Origin of the sequence: Yersinia sp. 1652 StPb PI (genome assembly GCF_041538345.1) — a bacterium.
Taxonomy (GTDB): Bacteria; Pseudomonadota; Gammaproteobacteria; order Enterobacterales; family Enterobacteriaceae; genus Yersinia; species Yersinia enterocolitica_E.
This window is the reverse complement of the sequence record NZ_JAULSM010000002.1, coordinates 347,555-368,623: the sequence shown is the minus strand read 5'-3', so window position 1 is coordinate 368,623 and position 21,069 is coordinate 347,555. Positions and strand designations below refer to the sequence as shown.

Genomic DNA, 21,069 nt, shown 5'->3' with positions numbered 1-21,069 from the left:
AATTATAGGATAAAACGACTCAGATCTTCATCTGCTACCAGCTCATCAAGATGCTTACCAACATATACAGCATCAATAGTGATGGATTGACCATTACTTTCGCTAGCGTCATAGGAGATATCTTCCATCAAACGCTCCAGCACGGTATGCAAGCGGCGTGCGCCGATATTCTCGGTGCGCTCGTTAACCTGCCATGCTGCTTCAGCAATTTTGCGGATACCTTCGCGAGTAAATTCAACGGTAACCCCTTCAGTAGCCATCAGCGCTTTGTACTGCTCGGTTAATGAGGCACTTGGCTCGGTCAGGATACGCTCGAAATCATCGGTGGTCAGCGCCTGCAATTCAACGCGGATTGGCAGGCGGCCTTGCAATTCCGGGATAAGATCTGACGGGCTGGACACCTGGAATGCGCCGGAGGCAATAAACAAGATATGGTCAGTTTTCACCATGCCGTGTTTAGTTGATACGGTGCAACCTTCGACCAATGGCAGCAAGTCACGCTGTACCCCTTCACGGGATACATCCGGGCCTGATGTTTGACCGCGTTTACAGATTTTATCGATTTCATCGATGAACACGATCCCGTGTTGTTCAACGGCATCAATCGCTTGCTGTTTCAGTTCTTCTGGATTGACCAGTTTCGCGCCTTCTTCCTCAATCAGCAGTTTGAATGCGTCTTTGATTTTGACTTTACGCGGTTTTTGTTTCTGACCGGCGATGTTCTGGAACATAGATTGTAACTGGTTAGTCATCTCTTCCATGCCAGGAGGTGCCATGATTTCAACCCCCATCGGCGAAGCAGCCAGATCGATTTCAATCTCTTTGTCGTCCAGTTGCCCTTCACGCAATTTTTTGCGGAAAGCCTGGCGGGTAGCGGATGGCTCTTGTGTTTCATCCGGCTGGCCCCAGTTATTTTTGGCCGGTGGAATCAACACGTCCAGAATACGTTCTTCGGCTAACTCTTCAGCCCGGTAACGCATTTTCTCAATTGATTGATGGCGAACCATTTTCACAGCCGCATCGGTCAGATCGCGGATAATAGAATCCACTTCTTTACCAACATAACCCACTTCGGTGAATTTGGTCGCTTCAACTTTGATAAATGGCGCATTGGCCAATTTTGCCAGACGGCGAGCAATTTCAGTTTTACCGACACCGGTTGGACCGATCATCAGAATGTTTTTAGGGGTAACTTCGTGACGCAACTCTTCATTGAGCTGCATACGGCGCCAGCGATTACGCAGGGCAATTGCCACCGCACGTTTAGCTTTATCCTGGCCGATGATGTAGCTATCAAGTTCGCTGACGATTTCGCGTGGGGTCATTTCAGACATGTCACTCTATCCTTACGCTTTATACGTTAATTCTTCGATGGTTTGGAAGCGGTTGGTATAGATACAGATATCCCCCGCAATGCTCAGAGACTTCTCAACGATATCTTTGGCACTTAATTCAGTATTGTCTAACAGCGCGCGCGCGGCAGATTGGGCATAAGGCCCACCGGAACCGATAGCAATCAGGTCGTCTTCTGGTTGAACAACATCGCCGTTGCCGGTAATGATGAGTGATGCTGTTTCATCCGCTACAGCCAGTAGTGCTTCAAGCTTGCGTAACATACGATCAGTACGCCAGTCTTTGGCTAACTCGACAGCCGCTTTAGTCAGATGGCCTTGATGCATCTCCAGTTTGCGCTCAAACAGCTCAAACAGCGTAAAGGCATCGGCAGTACCGCCAGCAAAGCCCGCAATCACTTTATTGTTATAAAGGCGGCGTACTTTTTTGGCATTACCCTTCATTACGGTATTACCCAGAGTGACCTGGCCATCACCACCAATAACGACATGACCATTACGGCGTACACTTACAATTGTTGTCACGAGCGGACCCTCGTTGCAGACTGAATGAGTCCCCGTACTGCCTGTCAAAAAACAGTACGGGGTATATTGAGATTATAAATGGGGGAGGATTGCTACTTTTCAACCCCCTACAGCGAGGGGAATGCATCCTGATTGACCCGCGCCTTTCAAACGTTGCAAGGTACTATCAGCGGCTGCTTTGGTACTGTAAGGGCCAAGGACCACACGATTCCAGCCACCACCGCTGGTAATGCGGCTTTCGATACCGCCAAATGCCAATTGGGCGCGGATAGATTCGGCCTGATCGATGGCTTTGAATGAACCACACTGCACCATCCAACGTTGCGCTTTTTCTTTCTCTTTCTCTTTTTCTTTCTCCGGTTTCGGCGGTGTAACGGCCGGTGTTACCGGAGCTGCCGGTTGCGCGCGCTGTGGGGTAGCCACAGGCGATTGTACTGGCGTCTGCTTCTGTACCGGCGCGGTAGTCTGGCGCGGCGGTGTTAGCGGCTGCTGTTGCAGGGTCGTGACCGGTGGTTTGATGGTCACAGCAGAGCGTGGCACCGGCATCCCTTGGTTATACGGAACCTCTGATAACTGCGTTGGCTGCTGGCGCATATCTGCCTGCATCTGCTCTAGCAATTGGCGCTGCTCATTAGTCAGTTGTGTCTGGGAATTAACTTCGCCACCAGCAGAAGGCTCTGTTGGCATCGGTACACCAATTTGGCGATTTTCCAGCTCTTTAATATAACGCCAGCGCTCTTCCGGTTTGGGCGGTAACCCATTACCGGTACGAGGGTCATGGCTGGGCAATAACGGAAGCTCACCCGGCTTATTGTGGGTGATGAAATAGAGGCCACCAACAAATACCACTAATAGCGCGACGGCCAGCGCCACCACGGTTTTAGATACTGCTGGCGCACTGCGTTTTTTCCGGCTGGTGCTTTTGCGCCGCGCTCCTGAGCGCCCTCGGCTTACATAATCTCTTTGTGCCACTATCGTTTCGCTGCGTCTTGATGATGGAATAAGTCCGTCATGTTACTGAACCCCTGAATATTTGCCTAGCGTTTAGGCGCAGCAGTACTTTCCCTGACAATTAACTCGGTGTCTAACAACCGGGAGCCACTTTGTACTGAATGCCCTTGTAGCTGCTCAAGTAATAGTAACATGGCTTGCTGACCAATTTGATAACGTGGTTGAGCCACGGTGGTCAAAGGGGGATCACAATACTGTGACAACTTCAGGTCGTCAAAGCCTACCAGCGAGACATCCTGCGGGATACGTAGTCCCATTCTCTTTGCCTGCCACATCGCGCCTATCGCCATCACATCATTGTGACAAAATATTGCTGTTGGGGGATGAGGCAATGCCATCAGCACCGCAAAGGTTTCTGCGCCAGCTTCATAGCTAAAGTCACCGCGCATAATATAGTCACTGTCGACAGCGATACCATTACGACGCAGTGCCTGAATATAGCCCTGGAGCCGATAATGGCTTAGCGGCAAACTCTCCGGCCCGGCAACACAGGCAATACGTTTGTGCCCCAATTCATGTAGATAATTAACCGCCTCATAAGCGGCAGTCAGATTATCGATATGTACCGTTGGCAGTTCCAGTTCAGGAGCGAACTCGTTTGCCATCACCATTGGCGGCAAATTGCGCTGCTCTTCTTTGCTGGCATCAAAAGGCAGATTGGAACCTAACAACAACATGCCATCAATTTGCTTGGTAATGATCAGGTTAACGAAGCTACGCTCTTGCTGGGTTTGTTGTGCGCAATCGCCAATTAAGATCAGATAACCTTGCTGGGCTGCCGCATACTCAATCCCTTGAATGATATCAGCAAAAAACGGGTCACTAATATCCGGTACAATAACCAGAATTGTGCGCGATTCATTACGTTTAATATTGCGGGACAAAGCATGAGGAGAATAACCCACCGCCAGAACAGCTTGCTCCACTTTTTGCCGGGTGACTGTTGACACTTTTTCCGGGTTCATCAGTGCGCGTGACACCGTCGCAGTTGAAACACCTGCCATTTCAGCAACGTCTTTCATGGTAGCCATCGTGAATTCTTTCTTATGTTCCAACGCCTTTCTCCTTGCTCTGGCTCCGAGCCAGCACTGATGCTTAATGCAGGCTTTCCGTCATTCTATACAGATAGTGGGGGTAATTTGTTACCTAATTTGCATAAAAAGTGTGACATAAGTAGGTTTTTTCGCACTGGCTCGCAGAAAGCGGGGTAATCGATTGCTTTGTGGCACAGATCAAACAATAAATCCCCCAAGTAAAAGAGAGACTACCCAACGTTATTGGCATGAATTAAGGCGGGGAATTAGCTGTCTATTGGGTCAACATCCAACGTCCACTTAACCTTACGTGCCTGCGGCAATGTATTGATTAGCGGCTGAGAGGTTTTAATCAGCCGTTGTAGCAATTGCCGTGAAGGGTGCTGTAACAGCAATTGCCAACGGAAGCGCCCACTGCGTTTGGCCTGCAATGCGGGCACTGGCCCCATAATCCACAATGCATCATCTTTGAGTGGGCTGGCTTCCAGCAAATTACGCAATTGCTGCAGGAATAGCGCGGATTGCTGGTTATCGTGATCTTCACTGCGCACGATGATATGGCTGGTATAAGGCGGTAAAAATACGCTTTTACGTTCCTCTAGGGCCTGTTTGGCAAAGGCATCGTAGCCCTGTTGCAGCAAAATTTGCAGCAGTGGATGCTCGGGGTGGTGTGTTTGTAAAATAACTTCACCTTGCTTACCCGCGCGCCCGGCACGACCTGAAACTTGTGTATAAAGCTGGGCAAACCGTTCTGCCGAACGGAAATCTGCCGAGAACAGTGCGCCATCGACATCCAGCAAGGCCACTAGCGTGACATCAGGGAAGTGATGCCCTTTAGCCAACATTTGGGTACCAATCAAGATGCGCGCACCCCCTTGATGGACATCAGCCAAATGCTGTTCCAGCGAGCCTTTGCGGCTGGTGGTATCGCGGTCAATTCGAGTGATGGGAGTATCCGGGAACAGAGGAGCCAGTTCGTTCTCTAACTGTTCAGTGCCAACACCGACAGAGACCAGATGGGTTGAACCACATTTTGGGCATTGCTGAGGCACCGGGCGCTGGCTGTCGCAATGGTGGCAGCGCAACTGACGGTGATTTTGATGCAAGGTGTAATAGTGGTCGCAGCGCTGGCATTCAGCAATCCAGCCACACTCATGGCACAGTAGCGCGGGAGCATAGCCACGGCGGTTCAGGAACAAAATTACCTGATTATCGGCCTGCAAATGGGTTTTCATCCGTTTTAGCAGTGGCTGAGAGAGGCCAACTTTAAGCGGCAAGCCTTTTAAATCGAGCAAATGCTGTACGGCGGGTTTGGCATTCCCCGCCCGTTTAGATAGCGTCAACTGGCGATATTTACCCATTTGCACATTGTGCAGGGTCTCAAGCGCCGGGGTCGCCGTGCCCATCACGATAGGAATGCCTTCTTCACGGGCACGAAATACGGCTAAATCCCGGGCATGATACCGCCAGCCTTCTTGCTGTTTATAAGAGCTGTCGTGCTCTTCATCGATAATAATGACCCCGAGGCGGGAAAACGGCGTAAACAGTGCCGAGCGGGTACCAATAACAATTGCGGCTTCGCCGTTACGCGCCCGTAGCCAGACGGACAAACGCTCGCTGTCATTTAAACCTGAATGGAGCACCTCAACGGGGGCGTTAAACCTTTCGCGAAAACGAGCGATAGTCTGTGGGGTCAGGCCGATCTCAGGGACTAAAACCAACGCCTGGCGGCCTTGTGCCAGAATATTTTCCAGCACGCTCAGATAAACTTCTGTTTTACCGGAGCCGGTCACCCCAGCCAGCAGCCAGACCGCAAACTGGGTATCTTCACTGCGAATCGCCCCAACGGCGGTTGCCTGCTCGGTATTCAGCCGCAGGCGCTCACCCAGAACGGCGAAGCCGTTGCGCCAATCGGTAGTCGCGATTTCCTGCGCCCGCAGGTCAATTAGCCCTTTACTGCGTAATGCCTGCAATGCGCTTTCGGTGAGTGCCATTTCATTAACTTGATGGCGATAGACCGGTTTTTGCAATAATGCGGCAAGCGCTTGCTGCTGCTTCGGTGCGCGTTTTAAGCTTTCCGGTGGTGTGGCTCGCCCTTGTTCGGTTGCGAACCACTGCCACAACGGCGCAGATTGGGCAGGCTTCCCCTGGCGCAACAGAATAGGTAGAGCATGGAACAGCACTTCACCTATCGGGTAATGATAATACTCGGTTGCCCAGCAGAGAATGCGCCACAAGCTGGGTGGGAATAGGCTGCGCTCATCCAGAACGGCGTCAATGGCTTTCAGTTGTTCAAGGGGGAATGTGCTGGTATCACTGATACCCACCACAATTCCGATGGCTTTGCGTTTACCAAATGGCACACTGACGCGAGCACCGACCACCGGGCAGGCCATGGCGCTGTCTAAACGGTAATCAAAGCTACGGGCCAACGGTACGGGTAATGCCACTTGAACAACGGACATGTTTTTTCATCCTAATAACTAAAATTGGTCTAAATAAGTACAATTGGCCTATACCCTAAATAATTCGAGTTGCAGGAAGGCGGCAAGCGAGAAAATCCCGCTGAGCTTACATGAGTAAGTGATTCGGGTTATTGAGCACAGCCAACGCACATGCAACTTGAAGTATGACGGGTATAAATAAAGATTGAACAGTTTACACTGCGTGCTTCACAATGTGCGGATTCGATTGCGCGGTTTAGTCAAATTCTGTATGATTCGCCGCCTTTGGTATAATTCGATATCAAATCCTGTTAACAACCGTTGCTTACTTTATCCGCAGCTGTTCGTTAACAATCAAATTGTTATTTATCAATCGTGTGGTGTCTGGCGGAACAGGGCTGGATAGCGACACGGCCTAAATATAGAGGTTTTCCATGAAACAAGGTATCCACCCTAAATACGAACAAGTTACTGCTTCTTGCTCTTGCGGTAACGTTATCAAGATCAACTCTACTGTTGGTCATGACCTGAATCTGGACGTGTGCGGCGAATGCCACCCGTTCTACACTGGCAAGCAGCGTGATGTTGCTACCGGTGGCCGTGTTGACCGCTTCAACAAGCGTTTCAGCATGCCGGGCGCTAAGAAGTAATTATTGCCCGTCAGATGAAAAAGGCACCTTCGGGTGCCTTTTTTGTTGTTAGCAAAAGATGATAGTCAGTGTCGCGAGATTGGCATGATCCAACTGACTATAGGGCACTTAATTGCTAGGTTGGTATCTGTACTTTAGATCTAGAGTAAAATCATTAGTGACTTTGTAGCCATCAGTACCTATTTGCAGCGATAAATTTGTACCATCAATGGTGAAATGATTGGGATCGAGATTAGAATCGGTACAACCAAAACAGCTCTCATAACCCGGTGAGGCTAACTGTCTTAATTGTTCCCAAATCTCTTTAACTCTTTGTGGGGTAGTATTTGGCGAAGGGTGATAGAGATCAAATAAGAGTTGTAGTGCTTCTTCTTGATGAATGGAAAAGAAAAAATCTTTGATTTTTTCCCACAGACTAAGATGAGGACGGACATCCTCACTCCACATATTGTTGATCTGTAAGTCGCTTATTTTAGCGGTAAGCAAACCATCTCCCACGGGAAAAGGCATTAATTTCACTCCACTTTACGATTAAAAATACAATTAAAGCGAATCAGTGGAGTGATGAGTATCATGTTAAAACTGTATTTATCAATATTCCCAGGTATCGGGATCAACACCCAACTCACGCATTAAAATTTTCGCGGCTTCCGGGATTTCATCGCTACGTTCTTTACGCAGGTCTTCGTCATTCGGTAGCGGCTGGCCGGTAAATGCATGCAAAAAGGCCTCACACAACAATTCACTGTTGGTGGCGTGGCGCAGGTTGTTCACCTGACGGCGGGTCCGTTCATCGGTGAGGATTTTTAACACCTTCAGCGGAATGGATACCGTAATTTTTTTGACCTGTTCGCTTTTCTTACCGTGTTCAGCGTAAGGGCTGACATACTCGCCGTTCCACTCAGCCATGGGACACCTTAAATTTGTCGGGAAAATACAAAATTCTGAAAACCGGCCAATTATGCCCGATCTTCGCTGTTCTCACTAAATAAATGTCGATTTTACTAGAGCAACATCACCCATTTAATCAATTTACTACTTATTGATAGCCGTTACCTTTCGATACGCTCGTTGCGGTTAAACAAAACACCACCGAAAACTCACTGACATCATTAAGATAGTTAAAGCCTCTACAATTTTAGCGGTTATTATTCCATTGCTCAATCTATACGCAAAGAAGTTTAGATGTCCAGATGTATTGACGTCCGTAATTTGTGCGTCTAATCTGGCGTAACATTTTCTCGATAACCGGCTGGTGGAAATCCATATGACGCGTAAACAGGCAACAATAGCAGTCCGTAGCGGGTTGAACGATGACGAGCAATACGGCTGCGTTGTTCCCCCGATTCACCTCTCCAGTACCTATAATTTTATCGATTTTAATCAGCCGCGCGCACATGATTATTCACGTCGCGGGAATCCGACGCGCGATGTGGTACAGCGTGCACTGGCGGAACTGGAAGGTGGTGCGGGTGCAGTCATGACCAGCAGCGGGATGTCGGCGATTCATTTGGTTTGCACCACATTCCTAAAGCCGGGTGATTTGCTGGTCGCCCCACACGACTGTTACGGCGGCAGTTATCGTTTATTCGATAGTCTGAGCAAGCGCGGTGCTTATCGGGTGCTGTTTGTCGATCAGGGTGATGAAACGGCATTGAGCCGGGCCTTGGCGGAAAAACCCAAGCTTATATTGATTGAAACACCCAGTAATCCGCTGCTACGAGTGGTAGATATTGCCGCTATCTGTAAGGCGGCACGTGCAGTAGGTGCTCTGACGGTTTGTGATAACACGTTCCTCAGCCCCGCCTTGCAGCAGCCACTCTCTTTAGGGGCGGATTTGGTGGTTCACTCCTGTACTAAATACCTAAATGGTCACTCTGATGTGGTCGCTGGTGCGGTAATTGCCAAAGATCCTGAGCTGGCGGTTGAGCTGGCATGGTGGGCGAATAATATCGGGGTAACGGGGGCAGCATTTGATAGCTACCTGTTATTACGCGGTTTGCGTACCTTGTCGCCACGTATGGCTCAGCAGCAACGTAACGCGGATGAGATTGTTCGTTATTTACAGCAGCAGCCTTTAGTGAAAAAGCTGTATCATCCTTCTCTGCCACAACATCCCGGCCACGAAATTGCTTGCCGTCAGCAGTCTGGTTTCGGTGCGATGCTCAGTTTTGAGCTTGATGGTGATGAACAGCTACTGCGTCGCTTCCTCTCAGCCCTTGAGTTATTTACTCTGGCAGAGTCTTTGGGCGGTGTGGAAAGTCTGATTTCCCATGCAGCGACCATGACCCATGCCGGTATGGCACCAGAAGCGCGCATTGCCGCAGGTATTACTGACAGCTTGTTGCGCATTTCCGTGGGTATTGAAGACAGCGAAGATTTGATTGCCGATTTGGAAAATGCTTTCCAGTTGGCGGGAACGAGGTAAGCATGAATGCAACAGCGGTAGCAGCGGCGGTGACCGGCCGTCAACTGCATAAGTTTGGTGGTAGTAGCCTTGCGGATGTGAAGTGTTACCTGCGGGTGGCCAATATTATGGCCAATTACAGTCATCCTGGTGATCTGATGGTGGTGTCTGCGGCAGGCAGTACCACCAACCAACTGATTAGCTGGTTGAAACTGAGCCAAAGTGATCGTCTTTCTGCTCATCAGGTGCAACAAAATTTACGTCGTTATCAACATGATCTGATCAGTGGCTTATTGTCTCCAGAAATGGCCGAACCGCTGATTAGTGAGTTTATCCATGATTTGGAGCGTTTGGCGGGCCTGCTGGATAACAAAGTCGACGATGCAATTTATGCCGAAGTGGTGGGGCACGGTGAGATTTGGTCCGCCCGTTTGATGGCGGCGGTTTTGAACAAGCAGGATATGAACGCCACCTGGCTGGATGCCCGTAGTTTCCTGCGCGCAGAGCGTGCGGCACAACCACAAATCGATGAAGGCCGTTCTTACCCGCTGTTACAACAATTAATGGCCCAGCATCCACATCAACGTTTGGTGGTGACAGGGTTTATCTCGCGCAGTAATTCCGGTGAAACCGTGCTGCTGGGGCGTAACGGCAGTGACTACTCGGCGACACAAGTCGGGGCGCTGGCGGGGGTCGAGCGGGTGACCATCTGGAGTGATGTTGCTGGGGTATACAGTGCTGACCCACGCAAAGTAAAAGATGCCTGTCTGTTACCGTTACTGCGATTGGATGAAGCCAGTGAATTGGCCCGTCTGGCAGCACCGGTGCTGCATACCCGCACGCTACAGCCGGTTTCAGGCAGCGATATCGATTTACAACTGCGTTGTAGTTATCAGCCAGAGCAGGGTTCAACCCGCATTGAGCGCGTACTGGCATCAGGTTCGGGGGCGAAAATCGTTACCAGCCATGATGATGTCTGCCTGATCGAATTGCAGATTGCCGGTCATCACGATTTCTCGCTGGCGCAGAAAGAGATTGATTTGCTACTCAAACGTGCGCAAATCAAACCGCTAGCCACCGGTATTCATCCCGATCGCAATCTGTTGCAACTCTGCTATACCTCCGAAGTAGTTAACAGTGCACTAAGAGTGCTGGAAGATGCCGCGCTGCCGGGTAAATTATCCCTACGCGAAGGGCTGGCACTGGTCGCACTGGTGGGCGCGGGGGTCTGCAAGAACCCACTGCACAGCCACCGGTTCTACCAACAGTTAAAAGATCAGCCAGTTGAGTTTATTTGGCAGGCAGAAGATGGGATCAGCATGGTGGCCGTTTTGCGCCTTGGTCCGACTGAACACCTGATTCAGGGCTTGCACCAGTCACTGTTCCGTGCAGAAAAACGCATTGGTCTGATGCTGTTCGGCAAAGGTAATATTGGTGCCCGCTGGCTGGAACTGTTCGCCCGCGAGCAGAAGAATATCTCGGCGCGCAGTGGTTTTGAGTTTGTGCTGGCAGGTGTGGTGGATAGCCGCCGCAGCCTGTTAAGTTACGATGGGCTGGATGCCAGTCGGACATTGGCATTTTATGATGACGAAGCCAAAGAGCAGGATGAAGAGTCGCTGTTCTTGTGGATGCGAGCACACCCGTTTGATGATTTGGTGGTGCTGGATGTGACCGCTAGTGAGTCGCTGGCCGGACAATATCTGGATTTCGCCAGCTACGGTTTCCACGTTATCAGCGCCAACAAACTGGCCGGTGCATCCAGTAGCAATAACTACCGCCAAATTCGCGATGCTTTTGCCAAAACCGGCCGCCACTGGCTGTACAACGCCACGGTGGGCGCTGGCTTACCGGTTAACCACACGGTGCGTGATCTACGTGATAGCGGCGACAGTATCTTGGCGATCAGTGGTATCTTCTCCGGCACGCTGTCGTGGTTATTCCTGCAATTTGACGGCACGGTACCCTTTACCGAATTGGTCGATCAAGCCTGGCAGCAAGGTCTGACTGAGCCAGACCCACGGGTGGATCTTTCCGGCCAGGATGTGATGCGTAAACTGGTGATTCTGGCCCGTGAAGCGGGTTATGACATTGAACCGAATCAGGTGCGGGTGGAGTCGCTGGTGCCTGCTGGTGCTGATGTGGGGTCGGTAGATCAGTTCTTTGAAAATGGCGAAGCATTGAATCAGCAAATGATTCAGCGCTTAGAAGCCGCGAATGAGATGGGGTTGGTGTTACGTTACGTGGCACGCTTTGATGCTAATGGTAAGGCTCGAGTGGGCGTTGAAGCCGTTCGTGCTGACCATCCGCTGGCTTCGTTGCTGCCGTGCGATAACGTCTTTGCCATTGAGAGCCGTTGGTATCGCGATAACCCTCTGGTCATTCGTGGCCCTGGTGCCGGGCGTGATGTTACTGCCGGAGCAATTCAGTCTGATTTAAACCGCCTGTCTCAATTGCTGTAATTTGCATTAATTCGCCTCTTCTGCTTAAGCGGAGGAGGCGAAATTACCTCTTTAATCCATTCCCTCTTTAATGCCGGTCCCCAAGAGCGCATATTGCTGACAGGCAGTAAGCGAACACCGCGAACCCCTGTAACTTCAAGGGTTAGAGGTCTACATGAATTTTCTGCGTATGGCGTGTGAAGATTAATCATCGTCCTAAACTTATTTAAAAGTTGACTCTTTAGCCAACTTCCGTCATTTTCTATTTAGCCGTCTAAACGTATAGACGCTCATAAATGAGCGGTAACAGATAACATAAGTCGTCATAACGACAATGGAGTAACAGGGTATGAGTTTTTTCCACGCAAACCAGCGGGAAGCGCTGAATCAAAGTCTGTCAGAGTTGCAGGGTCAGATTAATGTTTCTTTTGAGTTTTTCCCGCCGCGTACCAGCGAGATGGAAGAGACCCTGTGGAGTTCGATTGATCGTCTGAGCACCCTGAAACCTAAGTTTGTCTCGGTGACTTATGGCGCGAACTCTGGCGAGCGCGATCGTACCCACAGCATCATCAAAGGGATAAAAGAGCGCACTGGCCTGGAAGCCGCACCGCATCTGACCTGCATTGATGCTTCACCGACTCAGTTACGTGATATTGCTACCGATTACTGGAACAGCGGTATCCGCCATATCGTTGCTCTGCGGGGGGATTTGCCACCGGATAGTGGTAAACCAGAAATGTACGCATCTGATTTGGTGACCTTGCTGAAAGACGTAGGGGATTTTGATATCTCGGTGGCGGCTTATCCAGAAGTCCATCCTGAAGCCAAAAGCGCGCAAGCTGACCTGATCAACCTCAAGCGTAAGATTGATGCGGGTGCTAACCGGGCGATTACCCAGTTCTTCTTTGATGTTGAGAGCTATCTGCGTTTTCGCGACCGCTGTGTGGCTACCGGCATCGACGTTGAAATTGTGCCGGGCATTTTACCGGTATCCAATTTTAAACAGCTTCAGCGCTTTGCCACCATGACCAACGTGCGGGTACCACACTGGATGACCAGTATTTTCGAAGGGCTGGATAATGATCCTGAGACGCGCAAAATGGTGGGTGCCTCAGTGGCGATGGATATGGTGAAGATTTTAAGCCGTGAAGGGGTGAAGGATTTCCATTTCTATACCTTGAATCGGGCAGAGTTGAGTTATGCGATTTGCCATACCCTCGGGGTGAGACCGTAATTTTTGAAAGGGGCGGTGGCCCCTTTTCATCATAATCATCAAGCAAACAAAAGATAATCAGGGGAATCGCTTCCCCCAAAATCAATGGCTAACCTGTATTGCGCATTCCCGCAGCGACACCGGCGATAGTCACCATCAATGCCTGCTCAACACGGGCATCTGGGTGCTCATGCTGGCGCGAACGGTGCAACAGCTCAGCTTGCAGCACGTTCAGTGGGTCGGTATACACATTACGCAACGCGATCGATTCCGCAATCCACGGCAAATCAGCCATCAAGTGGTCATCGTTGGCGATAGCCAGCACCACTTTAATATCTGCGGCTAACTGGTCACGTAATTGCTGACCCAACGGCCACAGTGATTTATCCACTAAACGTTGGTCGTAATACTCCGCCAGCCACAAATCAGCTTTGGCGAACACCATTTCCAGCATCCCGATACGGGTAGAGAAGAATGGCCAGTCACGACACATCGTGGCTAATACTTCTTTCTTACCGGCATCAATCGCTTTTTGCAAACCGGCCCCCGCACCCAGCCAGGCAGGTAGCATCAGGCGGTTTTGTGTCCAGGCGAAAATCCATGGAATGGCACGTAAGCTCTCGACTCCACCATCCGCACGGCGTTTTGCCGGGCGAGAACCCAATGGCAACTTACCTAATTCCAGCTCTGGGGTCGCGGCGCGGAAGTAAGGGACAAACTCAGGATTCTCACGCACGTAGCCGCGATACATATCGCAGGAAGCGTCCGATAGAATGTCCATCACCTCAACCCACTCTTTCTTCGGCTCTGGCGGCGGTAACAGATTGGCTTCCAGAATCGCTCCGGCATACAGCGCCAGACTGCTGATAGTGACTTCCGGCAGCCCAAATTTAAAGCGGATCATCTCGCCTTGTTCAGTGACGCGTAAGCCGCCTTTTAAGCTACCCGGAGGCTGAGAGAGCAGAGCTGCATGTGCCGGCGCACCGCCACGGCCGATAGAACCGCCACGACCGTGGAACAGCGTCAGAGAGATACCGGCCTTCTCACAGGTTTTGATCAACGCATCTTGCGCACGATATTGCGCCCAGGATGCTGCCATTACGCCGGCATCTTTTGCCGAGTCGGAATAGCCAATCATCACCATCTGCTTGCCTTGGATCAGGCCGCGATACCAGTCGATATTTAGCAACTGGGTCATCACTTCGTCGGCATTGTTCAGGTCATCAAGGGTTTCGAACAATGGCGCAACTGGCAGCGTGAATGGGCAACCCGCTTCTTTCAGCAGTAAATGTACTGCCAGCACGTCTGATGGCACTTTAGCCATGGAGATAACGTAAGCGGCGATAGAGCCTTGTGGTGCTTCGGCAATCACCCGGCACGTTTCCAGCACTTCTTGTGTATTAGCACTCGGTTCCCATTTCAGCGGAACCAGTGGGCGCTTGGAGTTCAGTTCGCGGATCAAGAAGGCTTGTTTGTCCGCCTCAGACCAGCTTTCATAATCGCCGAGGCCCAGATAACGGGTCAGTTCAGCGATGGCATCGGTGTGGCGGGTACTTTCCTGGCGCACATCGATACGCACCAGTGGCACACCAAAACAGCGCACGCGGCGCAGAGTGTCCAACAGTTGGCCGTTAGCAATGATCTCCATGCCACAGGTTTTCAGAGACTGATAACAGGCGTAAAGCGGGTCCCACAGTTGGTCATTACTCACCAGCAAATCAGTCGGTGGCAAGACACGTTCGCCTTTCAGACGGTCTTCCAGATAAGCCTGAGTATTGGTCAACTGGGTACGGACGCGCTTCATTAATTCGCGATAAGGTTCGACCACCTCTTCGCCACCGGCCAATTCACGCAGTTCCGGGGTACATTCCGACATGGACAGCTCTGATACCAACACTTGAATATCACGCAAGAACAGGTCGGTGGCTTTCCAACGGCTGAGTAACAGCACATGGCGGGTAATTTCAGCGGTAACGTTCGGGTTACCGTCACGGTCCCCCCCCATCCAAGAGGTGAAGCGTATTGGTACGGCCTCTACAGGCAAGCGGTAATCGAGCGAGTTTTGTAACTGCTCGTTAAACTCACGCAGGAATGCGGGCACACCTTCCCACAGGCTGTTTTCAACCACGGCAAAGCCCCATTTGGCTTCATCTACTGGGGAAGGGCGTATTTTACGAATTTCGTCAGTATGCCACGATTGTGCAACTAACTGGCGCAAACGACGCATGATCTTGTTGCGTTCGTAATCGGCTAAGTCATTGTGATCCAACTGGCTCAGGCAGGTATTCACTTCCACCAGTTTGTGGATCAGGGTGCGACGTGTAATTTCGGTTGGGTGAGCGGTTAACACCAACTCAATGGATAACTCATCAACCGCGCTGCGCATATCTTTCTCACTCAGCTTTTTATCTTTTAAGCGGGTGAAAAGCTGGGCCAGAGCTTCTGGGTTACTTGCGGCTTCACCGTGTGGTGAAATACTGTGATATTGCTCTGCCGTATTCGTCAGATTGAGGAATTGGCTAAAAGCACGGGCTACCGGCAGCAGCTCGTCGTTGGACAGATTTTGCAGCGTGGTCAGCAGTTCCTGACGGCTCGCTTCATTACCAGCACGCGAAGATTTGGATAATTTACGGATGGTTTCTACTTTTTCAAGGATGTGTTCACCAAGCGCTTCTTTGATGGTGTCCCCGAGTAGCGTACCGAGCATACTGACGTTACTTCGCATTGCGGAATATTGTTCGTTCATATGACCCCTGACCCATATCCCCTTCGCCCTTGACGCCGCAGGGTGGTTAGCGACGCTTACTCACCCGAATCACTGACCGGTGTCAGCTGATCGGGATTAATGAGCCTCAAAGAGGCTCACCCTGCGGGCTAGCATAAATGCTGTTCAAATCGGTCTTCAACCGATTTGTCTTTCACTTGCTGCCTACCTGCAACGCCAATGACTTTGGGTATAAACTTTTATGGTTTCTTTTTGTAAATTAATTTCACCCAAAAGGCCGAGATGGACAATTCCACTCGCCACGTTCAATTCCATACTCCAATTGACACTATTTTTAGCAAAAAAACATCAATTTTAGGGATATTGCTGAAATTTAATTACCAAGGTCAGGTTATCAGTCTTCCTAATAGGCAAAATTGATCGCCTACCCCATAAGAGGTAATTACTGCTGGCAGAAATGGTCAACCAACTGACCAATCAGCTCGCGGGTTGGCTCGATAAAGGCCATATCGATAAATTCATCTGGCTGATGGGCTTGATCGATCGAACCGGGCCCCAGCACCAGAGTTGGGCACACTTGCTGGATAAACGGCGCTTCGGTGCAATAGTTCACCACCGCGGTACGCTCACCCAATAATTTCTCGATAACTCCTACCATATGGTGATCGGTTGGACATTCATAGCCTGGGATCGGTGGATGCAGTTCGTCAATGCTCAAACGGCCCGGCCAGCGCTGGCTTACCGGTGTCAGCGCTTCGGTCATTAACTCATTCAGATCACTTAATGTCAGGCCCGGCAACGGGCGGATATCCATATGCAATTCGCAGCAAGCACAGATACGGTTTGCCGCATCACCGCCGTTAATATGACCAAAATTCATGGTGGGATACGGAATAGTAAACGCCGGATTGTGATAACGCTCTTGCAACCTGGTGCGTAGCTTCATCAATTGAGTGATAGATTCATGCATTAAATCAATGGCATTCACCCCACGTGCCGGATCGCTAGAATGCCCAGACTGACCGGTAATTCGGATAGCATTGGAAATATGCCCTTTGTGCGCCCGCACCGGTTGCAGCGAGGTTGGCTCCCCGATAATGGCAAAATCTGGGCGCAGCTGGCTGGAGGCGGCAAAGTAGCGCGCGCCTGCCATGGTGGTTTCTTCATCGGCGGTTGCCAGAATATACAGTGGCTTGCTCAGTTTGCTGGCATTGATATCGCGCACCGCATCCAGAATAAAGGCGAAGAAGCCTTTCATGTCGGCGGTACCCAAGCCATACAACTTATTGTCATGTTCGGTCAGGGTGAACGGTGAGCGCGTCCAACGCCCTTCATCAAAAGGCACAGTATCGGTATGACCCGCCAGCAATAATCCACCATTGCCTTCTCCAATGCTGGCAAGCAGATTAAATTTGTGGCGTGTATCGGGCACGGGTTGGATCTCGACACGAAAACCCAAGTCTGCAAACCATCCGGCCAACAAGTTGATTAACGCCTCATTACTTTGATCGAGAGCGCTATCGGTTGCGCTGATCGATGGCGTCGCGATTAACGCCCGATACAGCTCAATAAATGGAGGTAATTTCATCTTCACTGTTGACAGCCTTTGGTTAGGATAGTATCAATATTCATGCAGTAATTATGAATAAAAATACATTAAGCTTGAGCGTAAGGGAACCGAAAAACACCCTTAAATTTACGAAAATGTCAACGCTCAATCACGAGGGGAACAGCAAAACCTTGCTGAAAACCCAAATACCGGTTTTGACTACTTATGTCTTTATACCGAATTACATTTTTATACCCAAAGTACTTGGAGTTGCAGGTAGGCGGCAAGTGAGTAATAAGCACTGCTGCAACGTCAAGTAAGCAGGGTAAGGTGAACTGAACCCATGTTGAATACGCTAATTGTTGGTGCCAGTGGTTATGCCGGAGCGGAGCTTACGGCTTACCTGAGTCGTCACCCACATATGAACATAACCGGTTTAACGGTTTCAGCGCAAAGTGCAGATGCAGGAAAATTACTTTCTGACCTGCATCCGCAGCTAAAAGGCATTATTGATCTCCCGCTACAACCCTTGGTGGATGTGGCTCAGGCGGCAAACGGGGTTGATGTTGTGTTCCTCGCTACCGCCCACGAGGTCAGCCATGATTTAGCGCCGCAATTTTTAGCTGCCGGTTGTGTCGTATTCGATCTCTCTGGTGCGTTTCGGGTTAAAGATACGGCGTTTTACCGTCAGTATTATGGTTTTGAACATAAACATCCCGATTGGCTGGATAAAGCCGTCTATGGGCTTGCTGAATGGCAGGCAGAAGAGATTAAGCAGGCACAGTTGATCGCGGTACCAGGCTGTTATCCAACCGCATCGCAATTAGCGCTTAAGCCGTTGGTTGATAATAAATTATTGAATGAAGCACAGTGGCCGGTGATTAATGCGGTCAGTGGCGTCAGCGGCGCAGGGCGTAAGGCCAGTATCGGTAACAGTTTCTGTGAAGTGAGTTTACAGCCCTACGGCTTGTTTAATCATCGTCATCATCCAGAAATTGTGGCTCACCTTGGCACGCCAGTTATTTTTACCCCGCACTTGGGTAATTTCGCCCGGGGCATTTTGGCGACCATTACCTGCCGTCTGAACGCGGGTATTACGGCGCAAGATATTGCCAACGCGTATCACCATGCTTATCAGGATAAACCGCTGGTGCGGTTGTATCAGCAAGGTATTCCCGCGTTGAAAGCGGTGGTTGGTTTGCCTTTCTGCGATATTGGTTTCTCAGTGCAAGGCGAACATTTAATTATTGTCGCGACCGAAGATAACCTACTGAAAGGTGCAGCAGCTCAGGCTGTGCAATGCATGAATATACGTTTTGGTTTTACAGAAACCGAGTCTTTGTTGTGGGGCAAGGTTAGTCACTAGCCGAAATTGCTGGTCGCGGTCATGCCTGTAAACCCATAAATTTTACCCGATTAAATAAGGCGCAAAAATGATGAATCCGTTAGTCATTAAATTAGGTGGCGTGTTGCTCGACAGCGAAGAAGCGCTGGAACGCCTGTTTACTGCATTGGTGACTTATCGCGAAAAGCATGAGCGCCCGCTAGTGATTATGCACGGTGGCGGTTGTCTGGTTGACGATCTTATGAAAAAACTCGCTTTGCCGGTGGTGAAGAAAAACGGCTTACGCGTCACCCCTGCTGATCAGATTGATATCATTACCGGCGCACTGGCGGGCACCGCTAACAAAACCCTGCTGTCTTGGGCGGTGAAACATAATATTAATGCTGTTGGCTTGTGTCTGGGCGATGGTGGAACCGTCTCGGTAACGCTACTGGATGCCGAGCTGGGGCATGTGGGTAATGCTCAGCCGGGATCACCTACTTTGGTGAATACCTTGCTGGCTGCGGATTACATGCCCATTATCAGCTCCATTGGTATTACTGCCGACGGTCAACTGATGAATGTGAATGCCGATCAGGCAGCCACCGCGTTAGCCGCCACCCTTGGGGCAGATTTGATCTTGTTGTCTGATGTTAGTGGCATACTGGATGGTAAAGGCCAACGGATTGCTGAAATGACGGCGCAAAAAGCCGAGCAACTCATTGCTCAAGGCATCATCACCGATGGTATGGTAGTTAAAGTGAACGCAGCACTGGATGCAGCACGCTCACTAGGCCGCCCGGTAGATATTGCCAGTTGGCGTCATGCGGATCAGTTACCGGCACTGTTTAATGGTGAGCCGATCGGTACACGTATTTCGGCCTGATACCTGATACTGTTTATTTTATTATGAGTTTTTATTCTGAAACTAGGGAAGAAAGATTATGGCATTGTGGGGCGGGCGGTTCAGTCAGGCGGCAGATCAGCGTTTCAAGCAATTCAACGATTCACTGCGGTTTGATTATCGGCTGGCGGAGCAGGATATTATCGGTTCTGTTGCCTGGTCGAAAGCGCTGGTGACGGTTGGGGTATTAACGGCTACCGAACAGCAACAACTGGAACAGGCACTTGATGCATTGCAAAAAGAAGTGCAGGCCGATCCACAGGCTATCTTGAACAGTGATGCTGAAGATATTCACAGTTGGGTCGAAACCAAACTGATTGATAAAGTTGGCGATTTAGGCAAAAAACTGCATACCGGCCGTAGCCGTAATGATCAGGTGGCGACCGATCTGAAATTGTGGTGCAAATTCCAGATTACTGAATTACAAACTGCGGTTAAGCAGTTGCAGCAGGCGCTGGTTGCCACAGCCGAAGCGAATCAGGATGCCGTCATGCCGGGTTATACCCACTTGCAACGTGCTCAACCGGTGACTTTTGCTCACTGGTGTCTGGCGTATGCAGAAATGCTGTCGCGTGACCAAAGCCGACTGCAAGATACCCTGACGCGCTTGGATGTCAGCCCATTGGGCAGTGGTGCATTGGCAGGTACTGCCTATGCCATCGATCGCGAACAACTGGCTAGCTGGTTAGGTTTCGCCTCTGCCACTCGCAACAGCCTCGACAGTGTTTCAGACCGCGACCACGTCTTAGAGCTACTGTCTGATGCCAGCATCGGCATGGTGCATTTGTCTCGTTTTGCTGAGGATCTGATCTTCTTCAACAGTGGCGAAGCGGCTTTTGTTGATTTATCGGATCGTGTGACTTCCGGTTCTTCCTTGATGCCACAGAAGAAAAACCCAGATGCGTTGGAATTAATCCGTGGTAAATGTGGCCGGGTACAAGGTGCATTGACCGGAATGATGATGACGTTGAAAGGCTTGCCTCTTGCTTATAACAAAGACATGCAGGAAGACAAAGAAGGGCTGTTTGATGCGTTGGATACCTGGCTCGATTGCCTGCATATGGCGGCGCTGGTATTAGACGGTATTCAGGTAAAACGGCCACGTTGTAAAGAAGCGGCAGAACAGGGTTACGCCAATGCTACTGAACTGGCTGATTATCTGGTCGCCAAGGGCGTACCCTTCCGTGAGGCGCACCATATTGTTGGTGAAGCAGTCGTTGAAGCTATTCGTCAGGGTAAAGCGCTGGAAGCACTCTCGCTGGCCGATTTGCAGAAGTTCAGCGCAGTGATTGGCGATGATGTCTATCCGATTCTGGCATTGCAATCTTGCCTGGATAAACGTGTTGCTAAAGGTGGGGTCTCACCACAGCAGGTGGCTTCTGCTATTGCCGAAGCGAAAGAACGCCTAATTTAATTAGTTAGGTATTAATATTGATAATGGGCCACTTTATAGTGGCCCATTTTACATGCAAACGTATTTGAAATAATTTACA

Annotated in this window: 16 protein-coding genes; 7 read left to right on the top strand and 9 right to left on the bottom strand. The window is 50.3% G+C overall.

The genetic code is table 11. From position 1 onward, the window contains the following. Positions 1 to 2 precede the first annotated feature (2 nt). The 5 genes from hslU to priA all read right to left on the bottom strand — a co-directional run bounded on the left by hslU (position 3) and on the right by priA (position 6,387). Positions 3 to 1,334: an HslU--HslV peptidase ATPase subunit gene (gene hslU / locus Q2T71_RS18285; protein WP_083161778.1), complete on the bottom strand. Its 1,332-nt coding sequence runs from the start codon at positions 1,332 to 1,334 to the stop codon at positions 3 to 5. 12 nt (positions 1,335 to 1,346) lie between these two features. Then, positions 1,347 to 1,877 carry an ATP-dependent protease subunit HslV gene (gene hslV / locus Q2T71_RS18280; protein ID WP_005190517.1) on the bottom strand — a complete coding sequence of 177 codons (531 nt, stop codon included), beginning with the start codon at positions 1,875 to 1,877 and terminating at the stop codon, positions 1,347 to 1,349. Positions 1,878 to 1,976: 99 nt separating this feature from the next. Continuing rightward, positions 1,977 to 2,849 (bottom strand): cell division protein FtsN, encoded by an 873-nt coding sequence (gene ftsN, locus Q2T71_RS18275; RefSeq protein WP_372560121.1) that lies wholly within the window; start codon positions 2,847 to 2,849, stop codon positions 1,977 to 1,979. 65 nt (positions 2,850 to 2,914) lie between these two features. Next, on the bottom strand, positions 2,915 to 3,943 hold the full coding sequence (gene cytR / locus Q2T71_RS18270; protein WP_083161782.1) for a DNA-binding transcriptional regulator CytR: 1,029 nt from the start codon (positions 3,941 to 3,943) through the stop codon (positions 2,915 to 2,917). Between the two features lie 245 nt (positions 3,944 to 4,188). After that, positions 4,189 to 6,387, bottom strand: a complete 2,199-nt coding sequence (priA, locus tag Q2T71_RS18265; RefSeq protein WP_372560120.1) for a primosomal protein N' — start codon at positions 6,385 to 6,387, stop codon at positions 4,189 to 4,191. Positions 6,388 to 6,800: 413 nt separating this feature from the next. Between priA and rpmE the strand changes: the two genes are divergently transcribed. Next, on the top strand, positions 6,801 to 7,016 hold the full coding sequence (gene rpmE / locus Q2T71_RS18260; protein ID WP_083161786.1) for a 50S ribosomal protein L31: 216 nt from the start codon (positions 6,801 to 6,803) through the stop codon (positions 7,014 to 7,016). Between the two features lie 108 nt (positions 7,017 to 7,124). Here rpmE and Q2T71_RS18255 read toward each other — a convergent pair whose 3' ends face one another. Both Q2T71_RS18255 and metJ read right to left on the bottom strand, forming a co-directional pair. Next, positions 7,125 to 7,526, bottom strand: coding sequence for a hypothetical protein (locus tag Q2T71_RS18255; protein ID WP_372560119.1), 402 nt, complete (start codon positions 7,524 to 7,526; stop codon positions 7,125 to 7,127). Positions 7,527 to 7,607: 81 nt separating this feature from the next. Further along, complete coding sequence (metJ, locus tag Q2T71_RS18250; RefSeq protein WP_004392248.1) at positions 7,608 to 7,925, bottom strand: met regulon transcriptional regulator MetJ; 318 nt, start codon at positions 7,923 to 7,925, stop codon at positions 7,608 to 7,610. Between the two features lie 358 nt (positions 7,926 to 8,283). On the opposite strand from metJ, the gene metB reads away from it, so the two are divergent. The 3 genes from metB to metF all read left to right on the top strand — a co-directional run bounded on the left by metB (position 8,284) and on the right by metF (position 13,095). Further along, positions 8,284 to 9,444, top strand: coding sequence for a cystathionine gamma-synthase (metB, locus tag Q2T71_RS18245; RefSeq protein ID WP_372560118.1), 1,161 nt, complete (start codon positions 8,284 to 8,286; stop codon positions 9,442 to 9,444). A gap of 2 nt (positions 9,445 to 9,446) precedes the next feature. Further along, positions 9,447 to 11,882, top strand: a complete 2,436-nt coding sequence (locus Q2T71_RS18240; RefSeq protein ID WP_083161790.1) for a bifunctional aspartate kinase/homoserine dehydrogenase II — start codon at positions 9,447 to 9,449, stop codon at positions 11,880 to 11,882. 328 nt (positions 11,883 to 12,210) lie between these two features. Continuing rightward, entirely contained in the window at positions 12,211 to 13,095 is an 885-nt protein-coding gene (metF, locus tag Q2T71_RS18235; RefSeq protein ID WP_083161792.1) for a methylenetetrahydrofolate reductase, read from the top strand. An 88-nt stretch (positions 13,096 to 13,183) separates the two neighbouring features. Here metF and ppc read toward each other — a convergent pair whose 3' ends face one another. After that, positions 13,184 to 15,820, bottom strand: coding sequence for a phosphoenolpyruvate carboxylase (gene ppc, locus Q2T71_RS18230; protein ID WP_372560117.1), 2,637 nt, complete (start codon positions 15,818 to 15,820; stop codon positions 13,184 to 13,186). A gap of 421 nt (positions 15,821 to 16,241) precedes the next feature. After that, the gene (gene argE / locus Q2T71_RS18225; RefSeq protein ID WP_372560116.1) at positions 16,242 to 17,387 is read right to left on the bottom strand and encodes an acetylornithine deacetylase; all 1,146 of its coding nucleotides are present in this window, start codon (positions 17,385 to 17,387) and stop codon (positions 16,242 to 16,244) included. A 304-nt stretch (positions 17,388 to 17,691) separates the two neighbouring features. Here argE and argC point away from each other — a divergent pair, with 304 nt between their 5' ends. The 3 genes from argC to argH all read left to right on the top strand — a co-directional run bounded on the left by argC (position 17,692) and on the right by argH (position 20,990). Beyond that, on the top strand, positions 17,692 to 18,714 hold the full coding sequence (gene argC, locus Q2T71_RS18220) for an N-acetyl-gamma-glutamyl-phosphate reductase (protein ID WP_372560115.1): 1,023 nt from the start codon (positions 17,692 to 17,694) through the stop codon (positions 18,712 to 18,714). Between the two features lie 70 nt (positions 18,715 to 18,784). Then, positions 18,785 to 19,558, top strand: a complete 774-nt coding sequence (argB, locus tag Q2T71_RS18215) for an acetylglutamate kinase (protein ID WP_372560675.1) — start codon at positions 18,785 to 18,787, stop codon at positions 19,556 to 19,558. Between the two features lie 58 nt (positions 19,559 to 19,616). After that, positions 19,617 to 20,990, top strand: coding sequence for an argininosuccinate lyase (argH, locus tag Q2T71_RS18210; protein WP_372560114.1), 1,374 nt, complete (start codon positions 19,617 to 19,619; stop codon positions 20,988 to 20,990). Positions 20,991 to 21,069: the final 79 nt, after the last annotated feature.

Bases quoted from the DNA above. Each gene is read 5' to 3' on its own strand.
- ppc (WP_372560117.1), bottom strand. From the start codon at position 15,820: ATGAACGAACAATATTCCGCAATGCGAAGTAACGTCAGTATGCTCGGT.
- priA (WP_372560120.1), bottom strand. From the start codon at position 6,387: ATGTCCGTTGTTCAAGTGGCATTACCCGTACCGTTGGCCCGTAGCTTT.
- metJ (WP_004392248.1), bottom strand. From the start codon at position 7,925: ATGGCTGAGTGGAACGGCGAGTATGTCAGCCCTTACGCTGAACACGGT.
- argE (WP_372560116.1), bottom strand. From the start codon at position 17,387: ATGAAATTACCTCCATTTATTGAGCTGTATCGGGCGTTAATCGCGACG.
- rpmE (WP_083161786.1), top strand. From the start codon at position 6,801: ATGAAACAAGGTATCCACCCTAAATACGAACAAGTTACTGCTTCTTGC.
- argB (WP_372560675.1), top strand. From the start codon at position 18,785: ATGAATCCGTTAGTCATTAAATTAGGTGGCGTGTTGCTCGACAGCGAA.
- argH (WP_372560114.1), top strand. From the start codon at position 19,617: ATGGCATTGTGGGGCGGGCGGTTCAGTCAGGCGGCAGATCAGCGTTTC.
- metB (WP_372560118.1), top strand. From the start codon at position 8,284: ATGACGCGTAAACAGGCAACAATAGCAGTCCGTAGCGGGTTGAACGAT.
- Q2T71_RS18255 (WP_372560119.1), bottom strand. From the start codon at position 7,526: ATGCCTTTTCCCGTGGGAGATGGTTTGCTTACCGCTAAAATAAGCGAC.
- metF (WP_083161792.1), top strand. From the start codon at position 12,211: ATGAGTTTTTTCCACGCAAACCAGCGGGAAGCGCTGAATCAAAGTCTG.
- Q2T71_RS18240 (WP_083161790.1), top strand. From the start codon at position 9,447: ATGAATGCAACAGCGGTAGCAGCGGCGGTGACCGGCCGTCAACTGCAT.
- argC (WP_372560115.1), top strand. From the start codon at position 17,692: ATGTTGAATACGCTAATTGTTGGTGCCAGTGGTTATGCCGGAGCGGAG.
- hslU (WP_083161778.1), bottom strand. From the start codon at position 1,334: ATGTCTGAAATGACCCCACGCGAAATCGTCAGCGAACTTGATAGCTAC.